Origin of the sequence: Vibrio halioticoli NBRC 102217, from assembly GCF_000496695.1 — a bacterium.
Lineage (GTDB): Bacteria > Pseudomonadota > Gammaproteobacteria > Enterobacterales > Vibrionaceae > Vibrio > Vibrio halioticoli.
Window position 1 is genome coordinate 1 of the sequence record NZ_BAUJ01000074.1, and the last position, 21,919, is coordinate 21,919.

Sequence of the window (21,919 nt, forward strand, 5' to 3'; positions counted from 1 at the left end):
GGGACAAAAACAATTGTAAGTGCGAAGCGATATAATGCTCATTCAAACCAGAAAAATAAAAGCCTCACATCAACATGCAAGGCTTAAAATGATCTACTGAAATGGGTTAACTGGATAAAGTTTCTTTAATGAATTTTGTTATCGCTTCCATTTTTTCTGGGTTTACTCGACTAAATTCAAATTTAGTGCTTCTGCCATCTGAACTGGTTGCAATCGTTGCTGAACTGCCTTTTCCTAGCACCACTAACGGCTGCTTTTCCCATGCATTAGATTTATCTGACCTAGGGGTCGCTTTTTCTTTAAGTGCCTCTAGGATAGCTCTCTGACGTACTTCTACAGCACCATTTTTATCTAAATCATCAAGAGCCAAAAAATCAACAACTAACTCTATGTCATCACCACTTTTTTTAAGTGTACGTTCTATTTTAGCGAGAGCTGGATAAAACGTTGATGGGATACCTTCTGAGTCTGGGAAACAATCAATAAGAACAGGTGTAATCTCACCGGCTTGCACGCGCTTTCGCACTGTCTCACGCCCACGACCAAGATGCTCTGCAAGTTCTTCAATAGTTCCAAAACCTTTTGAATCACGAATGCGAATATATTCTAGTCCTTCTTCGCGCCAAGACCATTTTTTAGATTTCTGAGCATCTGTGATCAAGCTATCTATTTGATAATCACTTAGTGTAGGTAGCACCCATAGAGGTAGATCTTTCTTGGCATGAATACAACAAAAACGTCTACGGGAGCTGTCTAGCAATAAATACTGACCCGTTTCCTCACATTGGATGGCGATACCTTCAAGGTTAACTCCACCTTTTTCAATTGATTCGTAAATATCTCGTACAGCATCAAGAGAAAGTCCTTTCGTTGAACGAAGGTTTTTGGGGTGTTTAGTTGTTTTTGTTTCTACGTCTGCTGCAGGAACAATAATTCGCTTTGCTTCTACTTTAGATCCATTAGGAAAATCAAAAACTTTAGTCGGTCCATTACCTTTTAGTAGCCCTTTTAGTCCAGATTGAGAGTTGGATTTTTGTCCAAGATAGGCTTTTTTAGATGTTGTCGTTCTGCTGATATTCATTATTTGCCACTCACTGACTTGATTTCACTAATAAATTGACTGTAAGCCGCTTTGATTGAATCTACCGCTAATTCATATTGCCCTTTAGAGCAAAGCTCTTCAGATTTAGCAACATCAAGTACTCCACGACCCGCTTCTGTAGCAGCAATAAAAGCGGTGCTATGAGCTATGTGCGATGTGAACATATTTGAGCCAACGGCTCTTAGCAATTTATCTACGATTTGTTTCTCAGGTAGATTTTTAGCGTTGTAATTAACAACCATCACTTTAGCCCACTTAATTTGGTCACCTTTTCTTGGTAATTGTTTAAGGCGAGTACTTAAACTAAGCATATAATTGGTGGTACTTGCATAGTCGTAAGTGTGCGGAGTTATAGGGATAAACAGACAATCAGCCGCTTCGTTTGCTGACCAGGTTATAGGAGAATCTTGTGGCGGCATATCAATGATAATGATGTCGTATTTTTCTTTTAAAAGAGGCAGAACTTCTTTAGAGAATTTCGACAACAAAGATTCTTTACTGTCCTCGGGTAACGTAAAGTAATAGTCACTAAATTTTTCATCCGAAGGAAATGCACTGATCACATCTAAATTTGGCAAGTGTGTCGAAAACGGTGTTGCCATGACAATTTCTTTATACTCAAGGCCATTATTGAGAAGCTCAGTCACATCACCATCTTCATAATCACAGCATAATAGATCCGCCATGGTTAAAAATAAGTCATCATCATCAGCCGTTTGGATAAGGTCTTTTGATGAACTTCCTTGTGGATCTAAATCGATTAACAGTACATTGGCATTTGTGTCTAAATCTAGAGCTGTTGCTTCGGCTAATGTAATAGCTGTAGTACTTTTGCCTGTCCCACCTTTGTGGTTTTGAAATAAAACCGCAATAGGATCAAAATTGTCTGAATAGCGCGACATACCTAAGAAATCAATTAAGTCATTGCAATGTTGGCGCGTAAATAGATGTGATCGGTTTTGTTCAATAGGCTGTGAGATAATCCCTTCAGCTACAGCACGATCAATGAGTTTATTAAAGGTTGGTCGTGAACCTCCAACAATGGTTCGTAACTGAGTCTTGTTTAAACAATGATTGTAGATTCGGCGATCCATTCCTTCTATTTCATCATCTGAAACATGCATTAAGCTGCGTTCTTTAAGTGCTTCTCGCAGGTTTGACTGTTCTTCCTGCATTTTTAGACCAATAGCTTCTAGGCGATCTGCAATGGACATAATGTTTCCTTAATATCGTATGCTTTTACGATAGCAGAAAACTTTGACTAATAAAGGTTTTTTTTACATATAATTATAAAAAAACATCATTATATGTAAAACACTCAATTGAAAGTATCATTATGTATTAAACTGGAAAAACTTTTATGTTTAACAAAGAAAGAAAAAATTATGTCGCTTGTGGTCAATGTAAGAAAACTTCAGTTTTCCACTTGTCCACAAGTGCTATAAGTTTCTATTTAATCTATTTTAACTATATTATCTATGTACACTATAAGATCTATGGGTAGATGTAAGGTGTTGATAATAATAATAAAAATAGTAATTCCTGATCAGAGAGTTGGTCTTGATGATCAGCTTTGTGGATCTAGTGATCGTTTGGGCGGTGTCATTGATCTGTAGAACGGCCAAATTGATCGTTATGTTGGCATTTGAGATCACTAGTTTGGTTTATCTGATCAGATATATGGTGTCATAACTGTTTGTTTTGTATGCATTTTCACCATTAAATGAACGCTTTTTAAGCTACATTTGATTAGAATACTTAATTCTGGTGCTACAGTCTAGATGAGCACCTCATTCGTTATTTTATGGTCTTTGTTCAATCGTCTTGTGAGCTATCAGTACGTTATGACATCATTGATAGTTTCCAGTAAAAGTTCTTTTGCTCTATATGATCATAAATCTGGTGTTTGATAACGAAATTCTGGTGCTTGTGCCTTTTATGATAAGGCACTCCGCTTTATGGAAGTAATTTCTGTGAATAAGTTGCTTTCTTTTCGTTAATATTTTTTGAACTGATCTATATTGTGGTGCTCAATTGCATTTGAATTACATTATTCTGGTCGTAATGATCTAAAAACTGGTCTTTTTATGTTATAAACAACAATATTCTGGTGTGAAGATCTATATTTTGGTGTTAGGTGATTTGCATTACACAATTCTGGTGTTTTGACTACTGATCAGAATTAAGATGGGTATTTAAAAGGTATTCAATGTTTAGTAATACTAAATTGTGGTGTATTGACTCGACTTTAGTCACTTTAATTGATCACAAATCTGGTGTTGAGATCTGAAATTTGGTGTTTATGATCTAAAAACTGGTGTTATTGGCGTGTTGAATACCATATTCTGGTGTTGTGATCAGAATTATGGTGTTAATGATATACGGTTTGGCTATGGTTATTAGATTGGCTCTTAATAGTCTGAATCAGGAAATTGTGATTCTAATTCTTCTATTTTCTTAAAGAAATCATCAACTTCTTGGGTTACTTGCTGAGGTTCAGTGGTCTCTTTATTACGTTTTTCTAGTGTGGCTTCAATGCTAGCTACACGTTCGAGCCTACCGAAATGTTCATATGCCGATTTCAAAAGGTAGAGCTCTTTAGTCTCTAATTCTTGCCTTTGGCTTAATCGCTTATTTTCAAGTTTTTTAATTGTCGCCATCGCATCAGCATCATTGAGCTCTTGCACTGCTCCTTTCTTTACCCAGCGTACTTTGAACTCAATAGCCGCAATGCTACGGCCATGTTTGAATGGTTCATAGCCAAGATTGCCACTCGGACCTTCGTAGAAGACTAATTCTTTGTTAGTGCTGGGGTTAGCCATTAATTCGTGGATACTTTCACGAATACAGCGTTGCAGAAATACGCCATTATTTGCAAAAGAGGTTTTATCAGAACGTAGTTTTCCTTTTTCATCCAGTAAACCAAACAAGCCTTTTAGTTCGACTAGAGAGCGCTTACCAATATGTGTTCCTTGGTCTTTAAATCGACTAAGCAGTTCGTACAGTCGCTTTGAATATTCTCGCTTTAGTTCGAGGAAATTTTTAGTATTGATGAGTGCAAAGCCTTGATTATAGGCAATATATTCTGTTCGAAGAAGATCATTAGGAACCATGGTGAGGACCCCATTTTTATAAGAAATTCGTTTAAAAAGGGGTTGGTATTGAAATTCTAGATCTCCTTTGTGATCTTTGCTCTCAATCCCTATTTTACGGGTAGATAAACGCTCAGCTACAGGGCTTAATAGTGTACCGACATGCTTAGATTCAATATTTAACCAGCCAGTGAGGTTATGAGAGGTAAATTCATAGTATGGAGTTTGGTTTCCATCCCAGTCTGCCGCACCCATATTGGCAATCATTAGGGCAAAGAGGTCGGCTTCTCTGCTCGATAGATCTTGTCGACTGAAAACTAATTGGTGGCCTTTTTTGATGTGAAGCGGGAGTTTATCACTTACAACAGGATAGGCATTTTTAGAATTCATAATGAGCGTTCCATACTAACAAGACGACAAGATCTTTTTAAACATAACACAATATTGGTATTACTTTACTAGATCTCGGTCATTATTTACATAATTGCGGTGTTACTTTACTGATTTTTGGTGTCAATGGTATTCATTACAGTAGAACTATCTCCTTTTAGAGTACTATTGCTATAGACATTTCCAAAATTTTCGTTACGAAATGGTATTTGCCGTTTTAAGCTAGGTAACTAAGCTAGATGCCACAATGGTAATCCAGTATGTTACAGGCTCCTTAAAGAATGATGCCGAAAGTACACAAATCATTGCCGCGAATAACAATACAATAAATACATTATCGTCAATCAATTTTTGTAAATCATTCTTAATCAGAAATTTCATATAGCCTCCTCAGTCGTTTATTCAGCTAGTTCAGTAATTGCTTCAATTGTCATTACTCTTAAGTGGATCGGTTGGTCATTTTTAAATGCCAAAATGATTCGTTGCAATAACATGATACAGTCTTCTTCTCGCTATCTTGAACAAGCAATCAGTAGTCGCCTTGACCTGTCACTAAGCCGTGCCCAATGTGCTTCTAGTTAAATGGTAACACTGGTTTTTTATTTCCAAAATCCCAGTAAAATAAAGAGATTTCGGGATGTTTATAGACTGGAGGTATGATGTCGAGCTGTGGTTTTCAACGTACTACGCAGGTAACAACTATTCTTATGTACAGTCACACAAATAAGGACCGTGTTAACTTTGAATTACCTGTACATAGTCACTTTACTGATTTCAGCTTTAGGGATGCTGATCTTTATTAGATATTTGATTGGCGCAAAGCCCATAAAAGAAACGGCAATGGTGTTCTTAACTAGAAGGCACTATTTAGGTTTTTGTGGGTTACGTCTTAGGGGGTATTGGCGGTAGTTGAGGTAGCCGTAGCACAACCTGAAGAAAGAGCTGCACTATCGTAATCGCCTCTTTCTAGTTAAAACTATATAAAAAGCAAGGGAATTAGTGAGTAACTCAACCATATCAATTAGTTAAGCGCCTTTTCCAACCAAATCGAACTAACGTACACACCATTTTTCTTAGCATATTCATTGAATACGCCAATTTCTCTAAAACCAAAATGTTTGTGTAAGGCAACTGAAGCATCATTAGGTAATGCGATACCTGACAACACCCTGTGGACTCCGTAACCAGAAATTGATGAGAACAGCTTAGAATATAGTCTTGAACCAACACCTTTACCTTTTGCTGTTGAAGCAAGGTACACGGTAACTTCGGCTGTATCCTCAAATGCCGAAATGTTTCTATAAGGCTGGGAACATGCGAAACCTAGCAACTCCCCACAGTCGATAGCAACGAAAAGTTGATGCTTACTATTACATGAGAATTGAGATAACCAATTTAGACGATTTTCTTGCGTAAATGCCTGCTCTTCAAAACGAGCGTTAGTATGCTCAATGTAAAAGTTAAAGATGTCGGTGATGGCTGCAACATCGCTTAGCTTCCCTGCTCTGATTTCCACGCAAATTTCTTTTATCTTCGAACCTTATCAACGCCAAATTAAGTAGTGAGTAACGCACCACCCACCTAAACCATTGTGCTGTAATCACTTAAGCTAATTCAAAGCAAAAATGCCAAGCGTTACGAATCTGCTTAAATTTATTGTTATGTACGCGCTCCCTCTGGCACGATGATGGGCAGATCTGTACAGCCAAAGTCTAAACCAAACTGACTTAGCAAACAGGTTAGTTGGCCTCTATGGTGAGTTTGATGATTGAAAATGTGCTGGCAAAATTCACCAACAGTTCGTTCAATCACCAACCCTTCTGTTGTCGTGTACCTGAGTACTTGATTACAACTATCAGCGGTAAACTGGTTAGTGATTTCAATGTAGATTGAGTCTACAAGTTCTCGTAATTCAGAGAGTTCGTCTAGATTCGAGGCGAACGTGTCAGAAACTGACTTTGATACGGGTAATTTCTCTAAAATTGTAGTTTCAACTGATACCAACTCATTTGCAACAAGGCGTTGTAACATAATCAAGTCACCGAACAAGATATGATTCCAGTGAGCCATGATTGTAGGGAAAAATGAGTTGGTGTTCTGATGCTACTGCTCATGAGACAGCCACGGCAAACACCAAGTATTTGCTTATTCATTCGCTGATTGTACAGCGCCAACATTCTGAAATTTGAGGATAAATCCATTTGACCTCCAAAGTACATAACATTCTTAATAACAGGCCTGCTCGTTTTCCTGCTTACCTATCTTTCATTTAGATTACCATAAGCTACTGAAATATAACGAATATACATCACATTTCGCATTTGTCTTTGTATCAAAACGAGCGTGCGTGTTATCTCTTTATAACAATGTTCGTTATCTTAGATGAGGAAAACGATAACCCCTTTATTAACAGTAGCTTAAAAGAGCACCTACCGACAAAACAAGATTGAGCGAACGACAAAACAAGCCATTCTCATGCTTTATAGTCAGATAAACCCAATAAACTGTACAAACAGCCAGCTCATAAGGCTGACATAGTTATTCCTACGCATTAGAAAAACTCACTTCGATTGGTAGTCGTAAAATGTGTAGCGTAATTACGCTAAACGGCTTCGGGGCAAAACTAAGCTAACTTGAAGGTGGACATGAACTATCAACTACCACTCAAACCTCTCATTGCTCTCTGAATCACGTTCTACTTCTCTATCGTATTCACTAGCAATGTATGTTTCCCATTGGGCTTTTTTAACGATACCCCATTTTGATATATCCTCGTTAGTTGAATCTATTAATGGTTGAAATAAAGGTAAACGAGACTCAAGTATCTTCGCCCTTGAACCTGTCCACCCATTTGGACTGAAGCTATATAAGTATTTATCCAAAACCACATCTGGTTCTGGACAAGCTTGTAACAATTCGACTGCTAATTGTGTCCACTCAACAGTTTTTCCATTTGATTGGTAAGGTGTAATAATTGATGCGAGAGCTGGATAGCTATTTCTACCGTTGTATTTACACCAATCTAACGTACTTTTTATATCAACTTTCGAAAATGGACTTGCTTTCTTATCAAGCCTACCTTTTATTACATTTATTACCAGAGGTTCTACTTCTTTATTTTTACCTATAAATACTTCAAGGGCTAAAATAGGATGTAATTGAATAACTGTGGACATAAATTCTGGGAAATCAGATCTACCGATAATATAATTCGAAATTTTCGCTTTAATAGCTTTTAGAACAGTTAAAGCATACTCATCATTTGTACCAGAAGAAAAGCAGACATTGGCTATTTGGCTTAAACTATAATCACTACCACCGGAAGGTTCTCTTTCTTCTGAATAATCGAAGGATGCTAAAAGTGATGCAGATTTCTCTTTAAGCAATTCTGAAATAACATAGTGTTGATTTTGCTTTAGTCTATGAAAACGGCTAGATAAGATATTGATAGCAACTTCCTGACCTCCTTCTTTGTGCCAAATCAAACCCAAAATTTCGCATAATTTTTCATCAGGTATTGGTTCGAGTCTTCCTCTGGCTGCAAGGTCATGATACTCACTGATTAGACATGTATTTTCTTGTAGTGCTTGAATAATGCGGGCGATAGCTTCTTTGTCAATCTGGTAACTAAGTTGAACTCTGATGAAGTGTTTTTTAAGTGTAGGATGAATTAGAAGGCTATCTAAGAAGTGATTAGTAAGTGCGATATTGTGTTTTGATAAGTAATATATTTGGCCACATAGAAAATCAAGATTTCTTTCCTTTTCTGAAATATTCTCCAGTGCGGTAATTACTCTAGTTAATACTTCAGAGTTGTTTTTTACTCCTTCAGCGTAACCTTTGCCGAATGCAAATAAATTAGAGCTCATTTCTGAGTATGATAGTAGTTTGTAAAGAATATCTTCCAACTCTTTTGGCGGTCTGTTTGCTAATTGGGTACCTAGTTCAATAGAGTATTTTTGTCCTTTCTCATACCCACACTCAATTACTTTACCATTATTATCGACCTCGTCTAGAGCATGAAGTCTCCACGGTTTAGCTAGAACATACATATCTATATCGTCGAGAAGAGAACTTGGTGATAGTAGCTCAGAAATTGATTTTAACCTTTGAATTTCATCTTCATTTGAAGAGCTACAGTCATACTTCAATATTGAGTGGATTGCGACAAAGCCATCGCTCCACATTCCGGACTTACTTATTTCTATACATACCTTCTCTATCGCACCTCTGAGAGAACTTACTCGCCATAAGCTTCGTAAGTTTTTACTGAGTACTTTCTTAGCGGATGACGAAATTTGAGAATCACCGGCTATTAATTTAGTGATATATTCGATGAATAGTTTATACCAGTCTGTAATATCTTGGTTGGTTTTGGGTCTGTAACCAAAATCTCTTGGGTTCGCACCAAAATCAAAGCTATGGCTTGAGGAAAAGTGCCAAGCCTCAAGAGATGCGTCTAAAAGTTCGAAAGCTAGTTCTACACTATGCTCGGTAGCGGTAGAAATTAAATTCTTTATAACATCTAAACGCTGCTCTTTGGTTGCATGAGTTCCAGATAAATAAAGTTGAAACAATGATTTTAAAATATCTTTGATAGAGTTGTTATTTTCAGTTTTATCTTCTGATAGTGTGAATTGGCATAACAATTTTGCACATATATCAAAATATTGTTCATCATAAGCAATAGACCTGATAAGCCTTGTTATTTCTGTAAATTGCTTATTTTTTCGTGTACAAAATTCAGACTGTTTAGCTAAAGTTTCAATGTGCAGTAAAACTTCTTTAGTTGAAATAGGAGCTATATTGGTGAGCAATACCCAAGCAAGTTCATTTTTTCCTTCGGCGTACAGTTTATGTAATAACCCATTATCATTTAACCAAGCATTAACGATGATTTTGGCTTCTTCACATTTTGGTAAGTAGCCTAATCTCCTTGAAAAGGATTTTAGTAAGCGTTCATCTGTTGATTCATTAAAGTTATCAGAAATAACACCTGTACTTATATTTTCTAACGCATACTTTGCTAACCTATTCGTAATTGGGTGCGGTAAAACAGCCATCCATTTACTTCGTTGCTGAACTAAATTTCTACGCTTTAGCTCTTTAGCTGATTCATAAATATCTCTTGGTGGAATTTCTGATAGATTACTGAGAAAAGTAATATCATCACTATAAGTATTCTCACTGTTAATTTGGAATGAATAAACTAGTGAAAGATATTGAGCGGCTGTTTCGAGTGACTTTTCATTAGCATGACGTTGGTAAAATAGCCTTTTAAATAGTTCTTCATCCCTTAAACTTGAAATGTTTTCGTCTTTACCTATTGTTTCAGCTAAAGCCAAAGCTATTCTTGAGTTACCACATGAAAACTTACTAATTGTTCTAGAGTTTTGCTGACCTAAATGCTGATATCTAGCGTCAAGTATTTTTTCTATAAGCTCGATTGAAGATGGTTCTAAAGAGAATACTTCAGTTTGCTCAGGTTGGTCTTCTCTTAAATCATATTCGACAGTCAGTAAATTGGTGTTGCTGGTTTCAGTGCAGCATAAGGTTATAAGAGATCTATGTAGGTCAGGCGGACAGTTATCTATTATTAAAATTGCTTTTCTACCTTCGCCAGCGATTTTTTCAGCTAAAGCTTGAGGTGTTGGTTTTGGGCTATTTGCCATATCAGTATAAAAAACAGCCTTGTGAGGCAAAGGGTTTTCACCAATGCGCTCATCAAATAAGGCTTGCACAAACCTAGTTTTTCCAACACCAGATAAACCAACAAGTCTAATAGACGCCTTTCTTTCTAATAACTTGTTTCTAATAAGGTTTAAGCCGTCTAAACCTTTAAGTCCTTCATTATTACTTGAAGATGAATCAAGCAATCTAATCTGTTCATCAACGAAATATTCACCGGATGTTCCATGGGGGCAATGTGCCCAGTTGTTATATCCTTCCCATGAGTTTGTATCGTTATAAAACCTAGACTTTATCCATAGATCATGAAATTCTCTTTTTTTTTGAGATAAAAAACCTTTTATGTGCGTGTAGATCTCGTCATTTTTATCATTTGGCTTGCATATATTCTCATGACTAACTGAAATAGGGATAGGTCTAACACCTGTTATTCCTGGATCGGCACTGTCAGGTTTAACAATGGTGACAATACCGTACATTTTTTCCGTTTCTGTTAGAACAAGATGTCTTATTTCCTTGTGCTGACACCAATCTCGATACCAAGTATTCAGTTCTCTTAAGTTAGGATCATTTCTGCTTAAAGATGCTGTAACAATAGAAGGTTGTTGAAATGTAAGACACCTCAACAGGATTTTGGCAAAAATATTATCGCTATGATTCGCAATATCTGCGCCGAGGTGAGGTGTCCCTAAAAAGGCTACACCAGAAACTCTACCCAAAAATTGTTGTACTTCGACTCTATTAGTTTGGTCATTAGCTATTCTAAGTATCTGCTTTGTGATTAACCCTCCAAGACTATGGCATACAAATATTATTTCTCCTTCGGCTAATTCAGGGACTTTTAATATGTGCTCAAATATATTTACAGCAAGATCTGGTATGCCCATTCCGGAGCTATCAGATTTAAGCTTGGAAGCGTCATATTCCACTGTCCATATATTTAGGTCAAAATTATCTTCAGCTAACCAAATTGGCCAAGCTTCATCTTTAGATCCCTTTTTAAGCCAGGTGCCATTTGCGTCTCCACCTAATCCATGTAGAAAAATAACATGGATATCTTTTATCTCATTTGAGCCAGTCCTAAGTACTATTTTTGCCACTGCTTTTTCTCTTCAATCTATTGTTCGGTATCTACACGCTTAAAACGCCAGTTCTCATCGATTTTCAAGCTTTGGAGTCTTAGTTCGCTATGTAATCGGTATGTAATTTTTCCTTGAGTTTTAAATAGATCGCTAATTCTTGAATAGTGAGTACATCACCAACTATTCACAATGCTCCTAACTTAGTCCGATCCTAATATATGAATAAATTGAGTAATTAGAAAGGTAAAAAGAATTCACACGCCACACAGCATGAAAATAATTTTTGTCCATAGATAAGTTAGTTTACATCTGCCTCCCTAACTCGGAAAGGGGCAAAGACAGAGCGAGAGCATGAGTGCTCGACTTTTAATCGGTGCTCAAATTTCCAACAAAAATTTGCTCCAGATACTCGATTTCCATCGCTGCCATTTTAGTATTTCTTCGAATACTCGCTTTTCTAGTGGTCTCATTCCGCAGCATATTAATTGCCATATGGCGAATAGCGGCAAGTACTTAGGCAGCATTATCACGGTAGATTTGACAAGCATCCTCACTAAACGCTGTGCCTAGCACCCAGTGAAGACTATTTTCTATTCCCCAATACTCTCTCACACCAATCGCAAAATCCTGCGCACTCAATGCTCTAGAACTTATATAGTATCTGTACTCCATGCCTGACTTATCGTACCTAAAACTCATAGCTTCACCGATGCATCTGATGCTAGGCCAATCACAAAATGGCTTGGATTTTGGTGCAGGCAAAACTCGATATTCTCGCACCTCTACCCAACCATGTTTCGTCTCGGTTTTGGACTTAACCATCTTACCATCAGTGCTCTTTAACTCTGACTTTATGGCCTTAAAAAGCTTTTCTTGATTGCCTTTTACAGCGAGCAAATAGTCATCGCCGTCTTTAACTATCGCTTCTGCGATACTCTTCTGGCAGGCAATTGCATCTATGGAAATGAGGCAACCATATTGGCCGCAATAATTATTGCGCTGGTATTCTTTTGGGCGGCTTGATTTTTTTGCTCGTTGAGAATGGAAGTGCTGTTGTAAGAGAACAATTGGCGGCTAGCAGAGTCAGTGTTTTATCGCCAAAATCATCAAATGTAGTTCCATTATTTTCAGCGGGAAAAGCTGCTGATTAAAGTCACTTAATAACAACCACTTCAATTGTTGTGTTCAATAGGCTTATGCATATGTTATTAATATATGCTTATGGTCGATTTTTCTTAATGGCTGGCTATCCACTTTAAAATCAGCACGTTACAATGCGCTTTGGAGTGTAAAAAACCGTTGTACCGTATATGTAATACATATACGGTACTATCAAATGAAAAATGTACTTATTATTCCTTGTTGTGCTAGACAGCTGTTGGGTTCGCACAGAGCTATCGATCTTTATATCGGCTCAATGTTTAAGTTGCTTAAATCTAAATTAACAAAGCCAGAAGATACGTTTGAGTTATTGATACTTAGTGCTAAATATGGACTTATATCATCGACTGATGTTCTTCGAGATTATGATGTTCAAATGCCTCTTAAAAGTGATCAGGTAGATAGCTATTGCGATACTCATATGCGTAATGCGAGAAAACTCTTAAATAGTGTTAGTTCTAAAAATGTGATTCTGTCGGTAGTGTTACCCAATGATTACCTTTTTGCTTTCGATAGGATGTTTTCTGTGAAGTATCTTAAATCGAAGTTCAAGTCTTGCTATGTATCTCGTACAAGTTTGTGTACTGATGAACAACTGAGAGGTTGCTTATCTCGCATTATTAAAGCGGAAACCTCACAGGCTACCATGGGAGAACCTACTCTTTTCCGAAGTGGTGTTGCGAATATTAGTGAATTGGGTTTTGTAGCGGCGGGATGTTCCGTTGGTAGTTCTTTGTGTCACACGAACACTGAGAAAATGACGCACCTTTTGGTTGAACTGCTACGCACAACGAAGCATGGAGGCCGGTTCTTTCTAGATAACGGCTTAATCACATTACTTAATCATGGTAAAAAAATTAACTATAACTGGGTTTTTGAGCAATACCATTCAATTATTGCGAGCTTAACTATTAAAGCTGCGAAGAACCTGTATTTAGTCGTGCCAGATGACGTAGCAAGTAATGATAATGCGCTTCAAATACGTGATGACATTCTCGCACTTAATAAATTTTCTGAATTAATACTTCCTATTCATCGATCTGACAATATTGTCGGAGAACAATAGACTTTGATCGGAAACGCGCCTTTGAACGCAGTTCGTAGGCTATAAAAAGCTAAAGTTTGATCATTTTTGAGGCTCATTGCCTCCAGAAAGACTGTGGAAATGACAATAAAGTCTGATCAATTGTCATTACTGAGGGATCTTGACGGGATAAGTACCAACCGATTCTGTCATGCTCTTATAGTTTAGTTAGGATTGGTACTTTTCGCCTTACACGTCGATATTCAGTGATTGTGATTTTTTAATCCTAAGCTCTCTAGTATTGAGATTTTCTTCCTTCCAGATGTTTTTAATCGTACCAATACTTACTGTGATGTCGTGTTGTTTTAACTCAATCATCAGTTGCATTAATGTAAGGTGAGGGTTTTGAATCGTCAGCTCGACAATCTTGTCTTCTGCATGCTCTGGTATTCGCTTCTTACTGCGTTTGAGAGGCTTATTAATTCGCTTCAAACCTATCGGTCCTTCCTCTGCCATGATTTTCTGATAGGTGTAAAGGGATTGACGAGAGCAGCCGAGGATACGAGCGGCTTTGGATATACTTCCCAACTGTTCAACTAGCTCTAACGCTTCTATTTTTCTCTGAACTTCTTTTCCGTATTCATTGCATTTACGGGGCTCTACGAGCTCCGTTATATCGAGACGACGATGGCCAAAATAGGCAGAGAATGTACCATCAAATTGGCATCTGATTTCTATTTTCTGGTTTTCAATGGAATAACGGATAGGTGAATCAATAACATACCTTTTATTGTTAAAGCCGAACGTATGATCACGCCGTATCGTTCGGTATTCTTTCTGAATACAGATGCTGTTGAGATCTAAATTAAGGGGCAATCGCTTAAAAGCAGACCGTGAACTTTTGGGCTGAACTCGAACATGTGTGTTCCAATAATTGGGTATAAACTCTTCTTGCAGATAACGATTTGCGCTCTCAATATCGATAATTTTGTGTAATCGTAATTCAGGTACAAGCCTATCTTGGAACGTATCGAATGAACGCTCAATGCGCCCTTTTCCTTGTGGTGAATTAGCGAAAATAATTTCAATACCGAGCTCTTCACAAGCTCGCTGCATCTGAGAGAAGTTACTCCGTTTGGGACCACCGAAGATACCCGCTCTATCGACATAGAGCGTCTTAAATATCCCTCGTGTCTCAATGTAGGTCTTCATCACCTTCATACAACCTTCGGTAGTCTCAGACGGGAAAAACTGGGCATGAATGTCACTAGTAGCATCATCAATCATGGCTATCAAACAAGATTTCTCATCACCAAACCAACGATGTGGGCTCCCATCCATTTGAAGCATGAGCCCAGGTAACTCCATACGTTCTCGATACTTTCTGACTCGACTTCGACGTCGTTTTGCACGTTTAACATGATGGATGTCGTGTGCCCAAGAGCGTAAAGTTTCGCGCTTAATGACGATACCTTCATTTTTTATGAGAAGTTCAGAGAGGTGCTGTAAGTTAAAATCGAAGTATTTGGTTTGTATGAGATTTTGAACTTCTTTCTTGAGCGAATCAGGGATTTTATTGGCAGGAGGCCGTCCTCGATTACCATGAATGATGAAGCGAATGCCTTCTTTCCGATATCGACTTAGATAACGCTCAACAGTTCTACGGGACTTGTTGAGCAAGGTAGTAGCACTATTGATGCTGATTTTTCCATCGATGATTTTGCAGATGATATCGACAGTAAATTGGGATTTTGAATCCATATAGAACATCCTTAGCCCCTTCTAAAGCTCAACCATTGCTTTAAAAGATAAGCTATTTTAGTTCCGTCAGATTCCCTTGGTAGTTAACGTAATGACAAAGTCGCTTGGTAATTAAAGTACGACAGAATCCCTTGGTGATCACAATAAAGTCTGATCAATTCTAACAAGGTTTTGGACAAAAGTTTGTCAGTTATATTACTAAATTAGGATATAACGAATTAGCTACTGTATGGGAAAGTAATGTCGCATTAAGGTGTGAGCAACGCTACCACGAAACTAAAGCTATACGCCATAAACACAAAACCCAACGATGACAGCAAAAATGCCAAGCGTTGGGAATCACTCTTAAATACTTGTATGGATAATAAGCACTCCAATCGGGTAATGTGAGACCCTAGCTTTAGCTGCAACTAAAGCTTTCTATGTAGCAGTTCGTTTAAATGCTGGCTCCTCTATCGAGAGACCGATAACAAACATGAACGCTACATAGGACTCCAAGCATAAACCTCCAAGCATAAACCTCGAATAGTCGACTGGGTCTCGAACCCGTATTACGCAAGCATGAGTTAGCTTATTATGAATATTAAAATCAATCAAAGCATCAACGTTGGAGTTGATACCGGCAAAACACAATTAGATATCCACATCAGGCCATTAGACCTATTTTTCTCAGTAGAGAACAATGATAAGGGCATCAAGAAAGCACTCAAAACGATTCGCTGGTGCTATTAGCCGCAGAGCCAAAAATGACCGTTTAGATGCAGAATTGATCGCTCACTATGGAGAAGCAATCAAACCAACTCTTACTGTCATAAAACCGAAAAACATACGCTTAATGAGTGACTTAGTCATTCGCCGAAATCAATTGTTATCTATGCAAACTATGGAAAAGAACCGAATACAGATACTTCCAGCTTCTCTCCATTCAACTATCAAACCAATGCTAACCACGATAAAAAATCAAATCACCAAGTTAGAAGAAAAGCTCGTTAAGCTCATTGAAGATAGTCCTGAGTATCAGGCAAAAAAATACGATATTACAGAGCGTCCCAGGAATAGGAAACATTGCCGCTGCATCACTGATTGGCGTCGCTCCAATAACACGTGAAAGTGGACGTTACAAAGGTAAGCGCGTGATCCAAGGCGGTCGAGCACAAGTACGCACAGTGTTATATATGGCAATGATGTCAGCCATGCAATGTAACCCCCGTATTCAAAGCAACTTATGCTCGACTTGTACCTGCCGGAAAGCCAAAGAAAGTTGCAATAATAGCGTGTGTTCGAAAAATGGTTGTAACCCTTAACTCTATGCTGAGAGATGGCGCTATGTGGGATAAAAACACAGCCAAAAATAATCATTGACGCCATAGTCTTTTGTTAGTTTACCCCACACCATCCTCAAATAAATATTTAACGGATCTTTAAGCTTGACAGGTTCTCTCTCGAACATGGTAAGCTATGCTTACCATGTTCGAGAGAGAAGTGTTAGAATAAACAACAACTATATACAAGAGTATCTTGTTTCGGTATCCTCTTGATATGAATAGTCTAAATTTTGCATTATGCACTTCACTCTGGTAGTGTGGTGCCTGCACCACACTACCAGAGTGAAGTCTCTTCCTTTTACGAAGAAACTGCGGTAGAAGCAAACTACACTTATGGTAACAACTTTAGATTTTCATATGGCGGGTATGATTGGAGTATTTATGGGAAATATTAATAGAACTCATTATCATGAACTAAATCTACTTCTTTGGGATATGCACAAGAAATTCATAGCTCCTAAAACTGCGTTCGAACTATATGAAAAACGTTGGGGTTATGTGGATCAAGCAAAGCTTACACTTAAAGAAAAAAAATTAATTCACTTGCTTACTAAAGAATTTGGCAATGGCTACTTTATGCCTGCTACACACTGATATGTCTAAATACAAACTACAACACCACCAAATCATTGAATCAGCGTTAAATAATTTTGACGCTGATTTTTTTTGTACTAACAACATCATCTTTGGTGGCGGCACCAGAATAGCACTCGAGTTAGATGAATATCGGGAGTCAGTCGACATAGACTTCCTTTGTCCAAACAAAAGCTCATATCGCTCAGTTAGAGGAAGTGTAGATAACACTCAACTAAATCAGTTAGTAAACACCGAGTTTGAATATGTTAGAGAGATACGTTCTGATCGCGATGCAGTAAGAACAGTAATCAAGCATGCCAGCGAAAACATAAAGTTAGAGTTTGTCAGCTTTGCTGACTATGACCTGTCATTTGAATATGACAAAGAGAAGTTTGCTGTGCCTTTTTTGGATAAACAATCATGTTTCTACACAAAACTCCTTGCTAATAGTGATAGAAAACTCCAAGAACCGTATAAAGATATCTTTGACATTTTGGCGATGTATCGTGCCTGGGGGTCTATTCCAGAGAAAGCAATTGAGTCCGCAGAAGAATACTACAGTAAACGTGCTATTATTCCTGACCTAATCAAAGCTTTGCAAGACATTGTAGAACATCAGAACAAGTATTTTAAAGCCGCAAAAAATGTAAAAATGAAAGAAGATTGGGCTAACGATTTAATCAACATTCAAGCAGCTAAACTACTCGAAGAAATGAAAATAATCATAGCCTCAAGGGAATAATCAAGCTGTTATAATCTAGCAGTACCAAATCTTAATTGTAAGATTTGGTACTGCTAATTAGTAAACTAACGAATGACATGGATTCCCCCTACCGAAAATCTGCCACACTTATGTGGTACTTAAATGCATCGGAGGCACCATGTCTGATTATTCTTATTTTTGCGGTATCGACCTAGCTAAAAACCACTTTAGTCTTCATGCTGTAGACCAAAATGGTAAAGTCATTCTTCATAAGTCTGTAACCCGTTCTAAACTACTGACTACAATAGCAAATATGCCACTCATGCGTATAGGTGTTGAAGCGTGTGGTGGTGCACATTATTGGGCGAGAACACTCAATAAACTGGGTCACGACGCCCGTATTATGGCCGTAAAATACGTCATTCCTTATCGAACTAAGGGAAAGAACGACCTTAATGATGCTGTTGCCATATGCGAAGCTGTTCAGCGATCATCAACTCGCTTTGTGCCTGTAAAATCCCCTGAGCAACAAGCCATCTTATCGGTACATAGAATGAGAGAGCATTGGGTTCGTGAGCGCACCGCTCTTATGAATCGCATGCGTGCCTTACTCTCTGAATTCGGGTTGATCATTCCTGTTGGCCGCTCTTCGTTAATGAAACACGTTCCCTTAATGCTTGAAGACGCAGAAAATGAACTGCCACACCTCGCAAGAACAGTTATTGCCGAGGCTTATCACCACCTTGGAGAATTGAATCAACGTATCGCCGATACTGAGCAAGTCTTTGACTCGTTTGCTAAGGTCAGCGTTAATGTTCAACGAGTGATGAAAGTTCGAGGTATTGGACCACAAACCGCTACTGCAATACTCGCTTCGATAGGTAATGGTTCTCAATTTGATAAAAGTCGTGATTTTTCAGCTTGGCTAGGCTTAGTACCAAAGCAATATTCGACGGGAGGAAAACCTCGGTTAGGTCGGATAACCAAACACGGCGACAAATACTTACGAACATTATTAGTTCATGGGGCTAGGACCGTCATTGCTAACCTTGGCGACAAGCAAGATAAGTTAAGTCAGTGGTGTCGAGGCGTTCTAGAACGAAGAGGAATGAACCGAGCGATAGTGGCTCTTGCCGCGAAGAACGCAAGAATTATATGGTCTCTTTTACACAATCAAACAGAATATGAAAACTATGCTGCTTAAATAGAAACTTAAGCAGCATAAAGAGTTAAACCCACCGGGTCATTGCAGACGCAAATGATGGAGATAGGTTAAGACCACTTGCGGAGAGCCTGTTAATGCGGCGGACACACTAGATGTCATCTAACGAATAAGGCACCGCAGTCGCGCAAAGTCATCAGGGCCACGACATATGCGAATTGTCGATAAGTAGGCCGAATGTAGAGCGGCAGTCCAAAACCCATCAACAGAAGTTTAGCGGATGTTTGACAACCGGGGGAATCCATGTAGCCGCGTTAAGTAGTGAGCAACGCCACCACCGAACCTGACCATACCACCTTAAACACAAAACCCAACGATGAAATGAAAAATGCCATGCGTTGCAAGCCATTGCGCTTTTGTGGTGCTGAATCGCTAACGTATTCTTATAACAAGCCCTAACCACTGTTTGTATGAACAGGTGAGAGGCTTTTTTATGGAACAAAAATCTGGTCAGAAGGCATTTCAGAAGCTTCACTTTTTTAAGAAGGATGTTCTGGCAGGGCAGAGGAGTGACAAAAGGTTTGGTTTATAGGTTAACAGTATCGCACCGAACAGTATCATAGTGTTCGGTGCGATACTGTCAAGTGCGATAAGTATTCATACCTAAAGTTCTTAAAGTTGCTAACTCCCAAGACTTTATCGATGGCAGACTCTACCAACCACAAGTTACAGAAATCATAAAAAGACTTCTGTAATAAAGGAAAGCATAGCTATCCTTCTTAGCACCACGAAAGCGCAATGGCTTGCATGCGTTGGGAATGTTTTAAACGCTTTGTTATACGTTTTCTTTCTCCGAGCTATTTGGTGCTTCTTTTCTTGATACATAATCATCTTCAGCTGCTTGTAGCAACTCATGAAGTGCTGATACATGCCAAACTATACCTAGATCTGATTGCAAGTTAACACGACCAGAATAGATTCCTAGAAACTCCCACACTTTTGTACCTGACAACTTTGTAACCTCTTGCCCTTCACTATCTATCGTACGATAAGTTGAAGCTCTAAATGCAATAACAGGTGAACCTGATTGTCCTTGACGTGTTCTACAGTCAATTAGGAATACAGGGTTATCTTTATCAATTAGGCTAAGCTCTTGCGCTAGAAATCCTGTTGCCCATATGGGCAATTTACCATATGAAGTTAACCCGAATGGAAAGCCAATAACGCTTACTGTCTCAGCTGGGGATAAAACCATGTTGGCACTATCCAATTCCGTCTCAAGATAATATGGGTACTTGTGAACATCATTTCCCCAATTCAAATTCAGTGCAACAATATCAGCCTTGTCTCCTAACCTAGGATGCTCAATCCAAAATGGAGAACCATCATCACGATATAGCGGCAGCCGAACCTGAAGCCAGTTGTGACCAACTTCTTCATTTTCAATGTTTTTGTGAAAATGAATGACAATTGCATCCGGAACAGCGGCATATTTGCTCAAACAATCGCCCGTTTCTTGATGTCGCCCAGTTACATTGTGGCGATTAGTCACAAGAGTTAGGTGGGAGCTTCTATCTTTAGATATTAACGTCGCAGTACCAGAGCTCAACTTAGTTTCTCCGAAATACATTTCAATATATAGAGATTTTGTTGTTGGTATTTCAATACGCATATTTTTTCTCTGAATTAACCGGAACGTATAACATTGTTAATAACAGGCTAGCTCGTTTTTCTGCTTACCTAACTTTCATTCAAGTTATCACAAATAATTGAAATATTGTGGGTATACTTCATATTTCGCATTCTGCCTTTACATAAAAACGAGCGTGCGTATTATCACTGTTTTAACAGTGCGCGTCATCTTAGATAAGAATAGCATTACTCCTTTAATAACAATAGCTTATTAAATTTACTATCGACAAAATGAGACTAGACTCTCGGCAAAACAAACCATTTTTCATACTCAACCCGAATTCAACTCGAATAAGCTGTGTAAATATAAAGCAAAAGGAGATTGGAGATGGCTAGCAAATTTCTAGAAGAAATTCGACGACATATTCGAATGCGGGGATACAGTCTCAAAACAGAAAAAGTTTACTTATATTGGATTAAATACTTCATCCGCTTCAACAAACTAAAACATCCAAAAGATATGAAAGAAAATGAAGTAACGGCTTTTCTTTCTTATCTTGCCAACGAGCAATACGTAGCAATCAACACTCAAAAAGCCGCTATCAACGCGATTGTATATCTCTACAAGCAGTTTTTACAAACACCACTGGGAGATTTAGGTTTTACCTATGCCAAAAAAACACGCAAGCTACCAAACGTGCTAACGGCCAACGAAGTGCAACTGATTCTCTCGCATCTATCAGGTGTGAATCACACGATATTTTCTTTACTTTATGGATCAGGACTTAGAGTCAATGAGTGTTTACGACTCAGGGTGCAGGATCTAGGCTTCACTAACTTGTCGCTAACCGTGCGTGACGGGAAAGGCAAAAAAGATCTAGTGACATTACTGAGCCCCACTCTCATCTGCACGACTCTTCACCACGAAAGGCATTAAAACGTGCCTTACAACAAGCAAAGATCTTTAACAAGCGAGTCACCTGTCATACTTTTCGTCATAGCTTTACAACTGCATTGCTGCGTTCTGGGCAAGACATCCGTACTGTTCAAGAATTGCTAGGCCACTCAAATGTAGCAACGACACAAATCTATACGCATGTAATTGGTGAATGCTTCGCAGGTACTATAAGTTCACTAAACTGAAATCTAGCCATTAGAAAACTTAGGGCATATTTGGAGTGAATAGTAGAACTAAGCAAATAGGCTAACAAACTTTGGGGC

The 21,919-nt window shown here is 38.3% G+C and carries 12 protein-coding genes and 3 pseudogenes; 6 read left to right on the forward strand and 9 right to left on the reverse strand.

Going from position 1 to position 21,919, the window contains the following annotated elements:
* Positions 1 to 106: 106 nt before the first annotated feature.
* From VHA01S_RS16620 to VHA01S_RS16650, 7 genes and pseudogenes are all read right to left on the reverse strand, one after another.
* A complete protein-coding gene (locus VHA01S_RS16620; protein WP_023405502.1) occupies positions 107 to 1,081 on the reverse strand; it encodes a ParB family protein in 975 nt (324 codons plus the stop codon).
* Positions 1,081 to 2,316, reverse strand: a complete 1,236-nt coding sequence (locus VHA01S_RS16625) for a ParA family protein (protein WP_023405503.1) — start codon at positions 2,314 to 2,316, stop codon at positions 1,081 to 1,083. Before VHA01S_RS16625 ends, VHA01S_RS16620 begins: the two co-directional genes overlap by 1 nt.
* A gap of 1,197 nt (positions 2,317 to 3,513) precedes the next feature.
* Positions 3,514 to 4,584, reverse strand: coding sequence for a replication initiation protein (locus VHA01S_RS16630; RefSeq protein WP_023405504.1), 1,071 nt, complete (start codon positions 4,582 to 4,584; stop codon positions 3,514 to 3,516).
* Positions 4,585 to 5,605: 1,021 nt separating this feature from the next.
* Positions 5,606 to 6,100, reverse strand: coding sequence for a GNAT family N-acetyltransferase (locus VHA01S_RS16635; protein ID WP_023405506.1), 495 nt, complete (start codon positions 6,098 to 6,100; stop codon positions 5,606 to 5,608).
* A gap of 143 nt (positions 6,101 to 6,243) precedes the next feature.
* A complete protein-coding gene (locus VHA01S_RS16640) occupies positions 6,244 to 6,654 on the reverse strand; it encodes a DinB family protein (protein WP_023405507.1) in 411 nt (136 codons plus the stop codon).
* 587 nt (positions 6,655 to 7,241) lie between these two features.
* Complete coding sequence (locus tag VHA01S_RS16645; RefSeq protein WP_023405508.1) at positions 7,242 to 11,372, reverse strand: esterase/lipase family protein; 4,131 nt, start codon at positions 11,370 to 11,372, stop codon at positions 7,242 to 7,244.
* Between the two features lie 348 nt (positions 11,373 to 11,720).
* Positions 11,721 to 12,422: pseudogene (locus VHA01S_RS16650) on the reverse strand (ISAs1 family transposase).
* Between the two features lie 268 nt (positions 12,423 to 12,690).
* Between VHA01S_RS16650 and VHA01S_RS16655 the strand changes: the two are divergent.
* Entirely contained in the window at positions 12,691 to 13,581 is an 891-nt protein-coding gene (locus VHA01S_RS16655; protein ID WP_023405510.1) for a DUF6884 domain-containing protein, read from the forward strand.
* Between the two features lie 207 nt (positions 13,582 to 13,788).
* Here VHA01S_RS16655 and VHA01S_RS16660 read toward each other — a convergent pair whose 3' ends face one another.
* Positions 13,789 to 15,309, reverse strand: coding sequence for an ISNCY family transposase (locus VHA01S_RS16660; RefSeq protein ID WP_023405511.1), 1,521 nt, complete (start codon positions 15,307 to 15,309; stop codon positions 13,789 to 13,791).
* A gap of 567 nt (positions 15,310 to 15,876) precedes the next feature.
* Here VHA01S_RS16660 and VHA01S_RS18575 point away from each other — a divergent pair.
* The 4 genes and pseudogenes from VHA01S_RS18575 to VHA01S_RS16680 all read left to right on the forward strand — a co-directional run bounded on the left by VHA01S_RS18575 (position 15,877) and on the right by VHA01S_RS16680 (position 19,108).
* Positions 15,877 to 16,662: pseudogene (locus VHA01S_RS18575) on the forward strand (IS110 family transposase).
* 296 nt (positions 16,663 to 16,958) lie between these two features.
* Entirely contained in the window at positions 16,959 to 17,219 is a 261-nt protein-coding gene (locus VHA01S_RS16670) for a hypothetical protein (protein ID WP_023405514.1), read from the forward strand.
* Complete coding sequence (locus VHA01S_RS16675; protein WP_084309200.1) at positions 17,191 to 17,943, forward strand: nucleotidyl transferase AbiEii/AbiGii toxin family protein; 753 nt, start codon at positions 17,191 to 17,193, stop codon at positions 17,941 to 17,943. Before VHA01S_RS16670 ends, VHA01S_RS16675 begins: the two co-directional genes overlap by 29 nt.
* A gap of 139 nt (positions 17,944 to 18,082) precedes the next feature.
* A complete protein-coding gene (locus VHA01S_RS16680) occupies positions 18,083 to 19,108 on the forward strand; it encodes an IS110-like element ISVisp6 family transposase (RefSeq protein ID WP_023405516.1) in 1,026 nt (341 codons plus the stop codon).
* Between the two features lie 793 nt (positions 19,109 to 19,901).
* Here VHA01S_RS16680 and VHA01S_RS16685 read toward each other — a convergent pair.
* A complete protein-coding gene (locus VHA01S_RS16685; protein ID WP_023405517.1) occupies positions 19,902 to 20,738 on the reverse strand; it encodes a trypsin-like serine peptidase in 837 nt (278 codons plus the stop codon).
* A gap of 348 nt (positions 20,739 to 21,086) precedes the next feature.
* Here VHA01S_RS16685 and VHA01S_RS16690 point away from each other — a divergent pair.
* Positions 21,087 to 21,841 (forward strand): annotated as a pseudogene (locus VHA01S_RS16690) (tyrosine-type recombinase/integrase).
* The last annotated feature ends 78 nt before the right edge of the window (positions 21,842 to 21,919 follow it).

What these genes read in the sequence shown, in the direction of transcription:
- VHA01S_RS16620 (WP_023405502.1), bottom strand. Translation starts at nt 1,081, where the DNA reads ATGAATATCAGCAGAACGACAACATCTAAAAAAGCCTATCTTGGACAA.
- VHA01S_RS16625 (WP_023405503.1), bottom strand. Translation starts at nt 2,316, where the DNA reads ATGTCCATTGCAGATCGCCTAGAAGCTATTGGTCTAAAAATGCAGGAA.
- VHA01S_RS16630 (WP_023405504.1), bottom strand. Translation starts at nt 4,584, where the DNA reads ATGAATTCTAAAAATGCCTATCCTGTTGTAAGTGATAAACTCCCGCTT.
- VHA01S_RS16640 (WP_023405507.1), bottom strand. Translation starts at nt 6,654, where the DNA reads ATGGCTCACTGGAATCATATCTTGTTCGGTGACTTGATTATGTTACAA.
- VHA01S_RS16655 (WP_023405510.1), top strand. Translation starts at nt 12,691, where the DNA reads ATGAAAAATGTACTTATTATTCCTTGTTGTGCTAGACAGCTGTTGGGT.
- VHA01S_RS16660 (WP_023405511.1), bottom strand. Translation starts at nt 15,309, where the DNA reads ATGTTCTATATGGATTCAAAATCCCAATTTACTGTCGATATCATCTGC.
- VHA01S_RS16670 (WP_023405514.1), top strand. Translation starts at nt 16,959, where the DNA reads ATGGTAACAACTTTAGATTTTCATATGGCGGGTATGATTGGAGTATTT.
- VHA01S_RS16675 (WP_084309200.1), top strand. Translation starts at nt 17,191, where the DNA reads ATGGCTACTTTATGCCTGCTACACACTGATATGTCTAAATACAAACTA.
- VHA01S_RS16680 (WP_023405516.1), top strand. Translation starts at nt 18,083, where the DNA reads ATGTCTGATTATTCTTATTTTTGCGGTATCGACCTAGCTAAAAACCAC.
- VHA01S_RS16685 (WP_023405517.1), bottom strand. Translation starts at nt 20,738, where the DNA reads ATGCGTATTGAAATACCAACAACAAAATCTCTATATATTGAAATGTAT.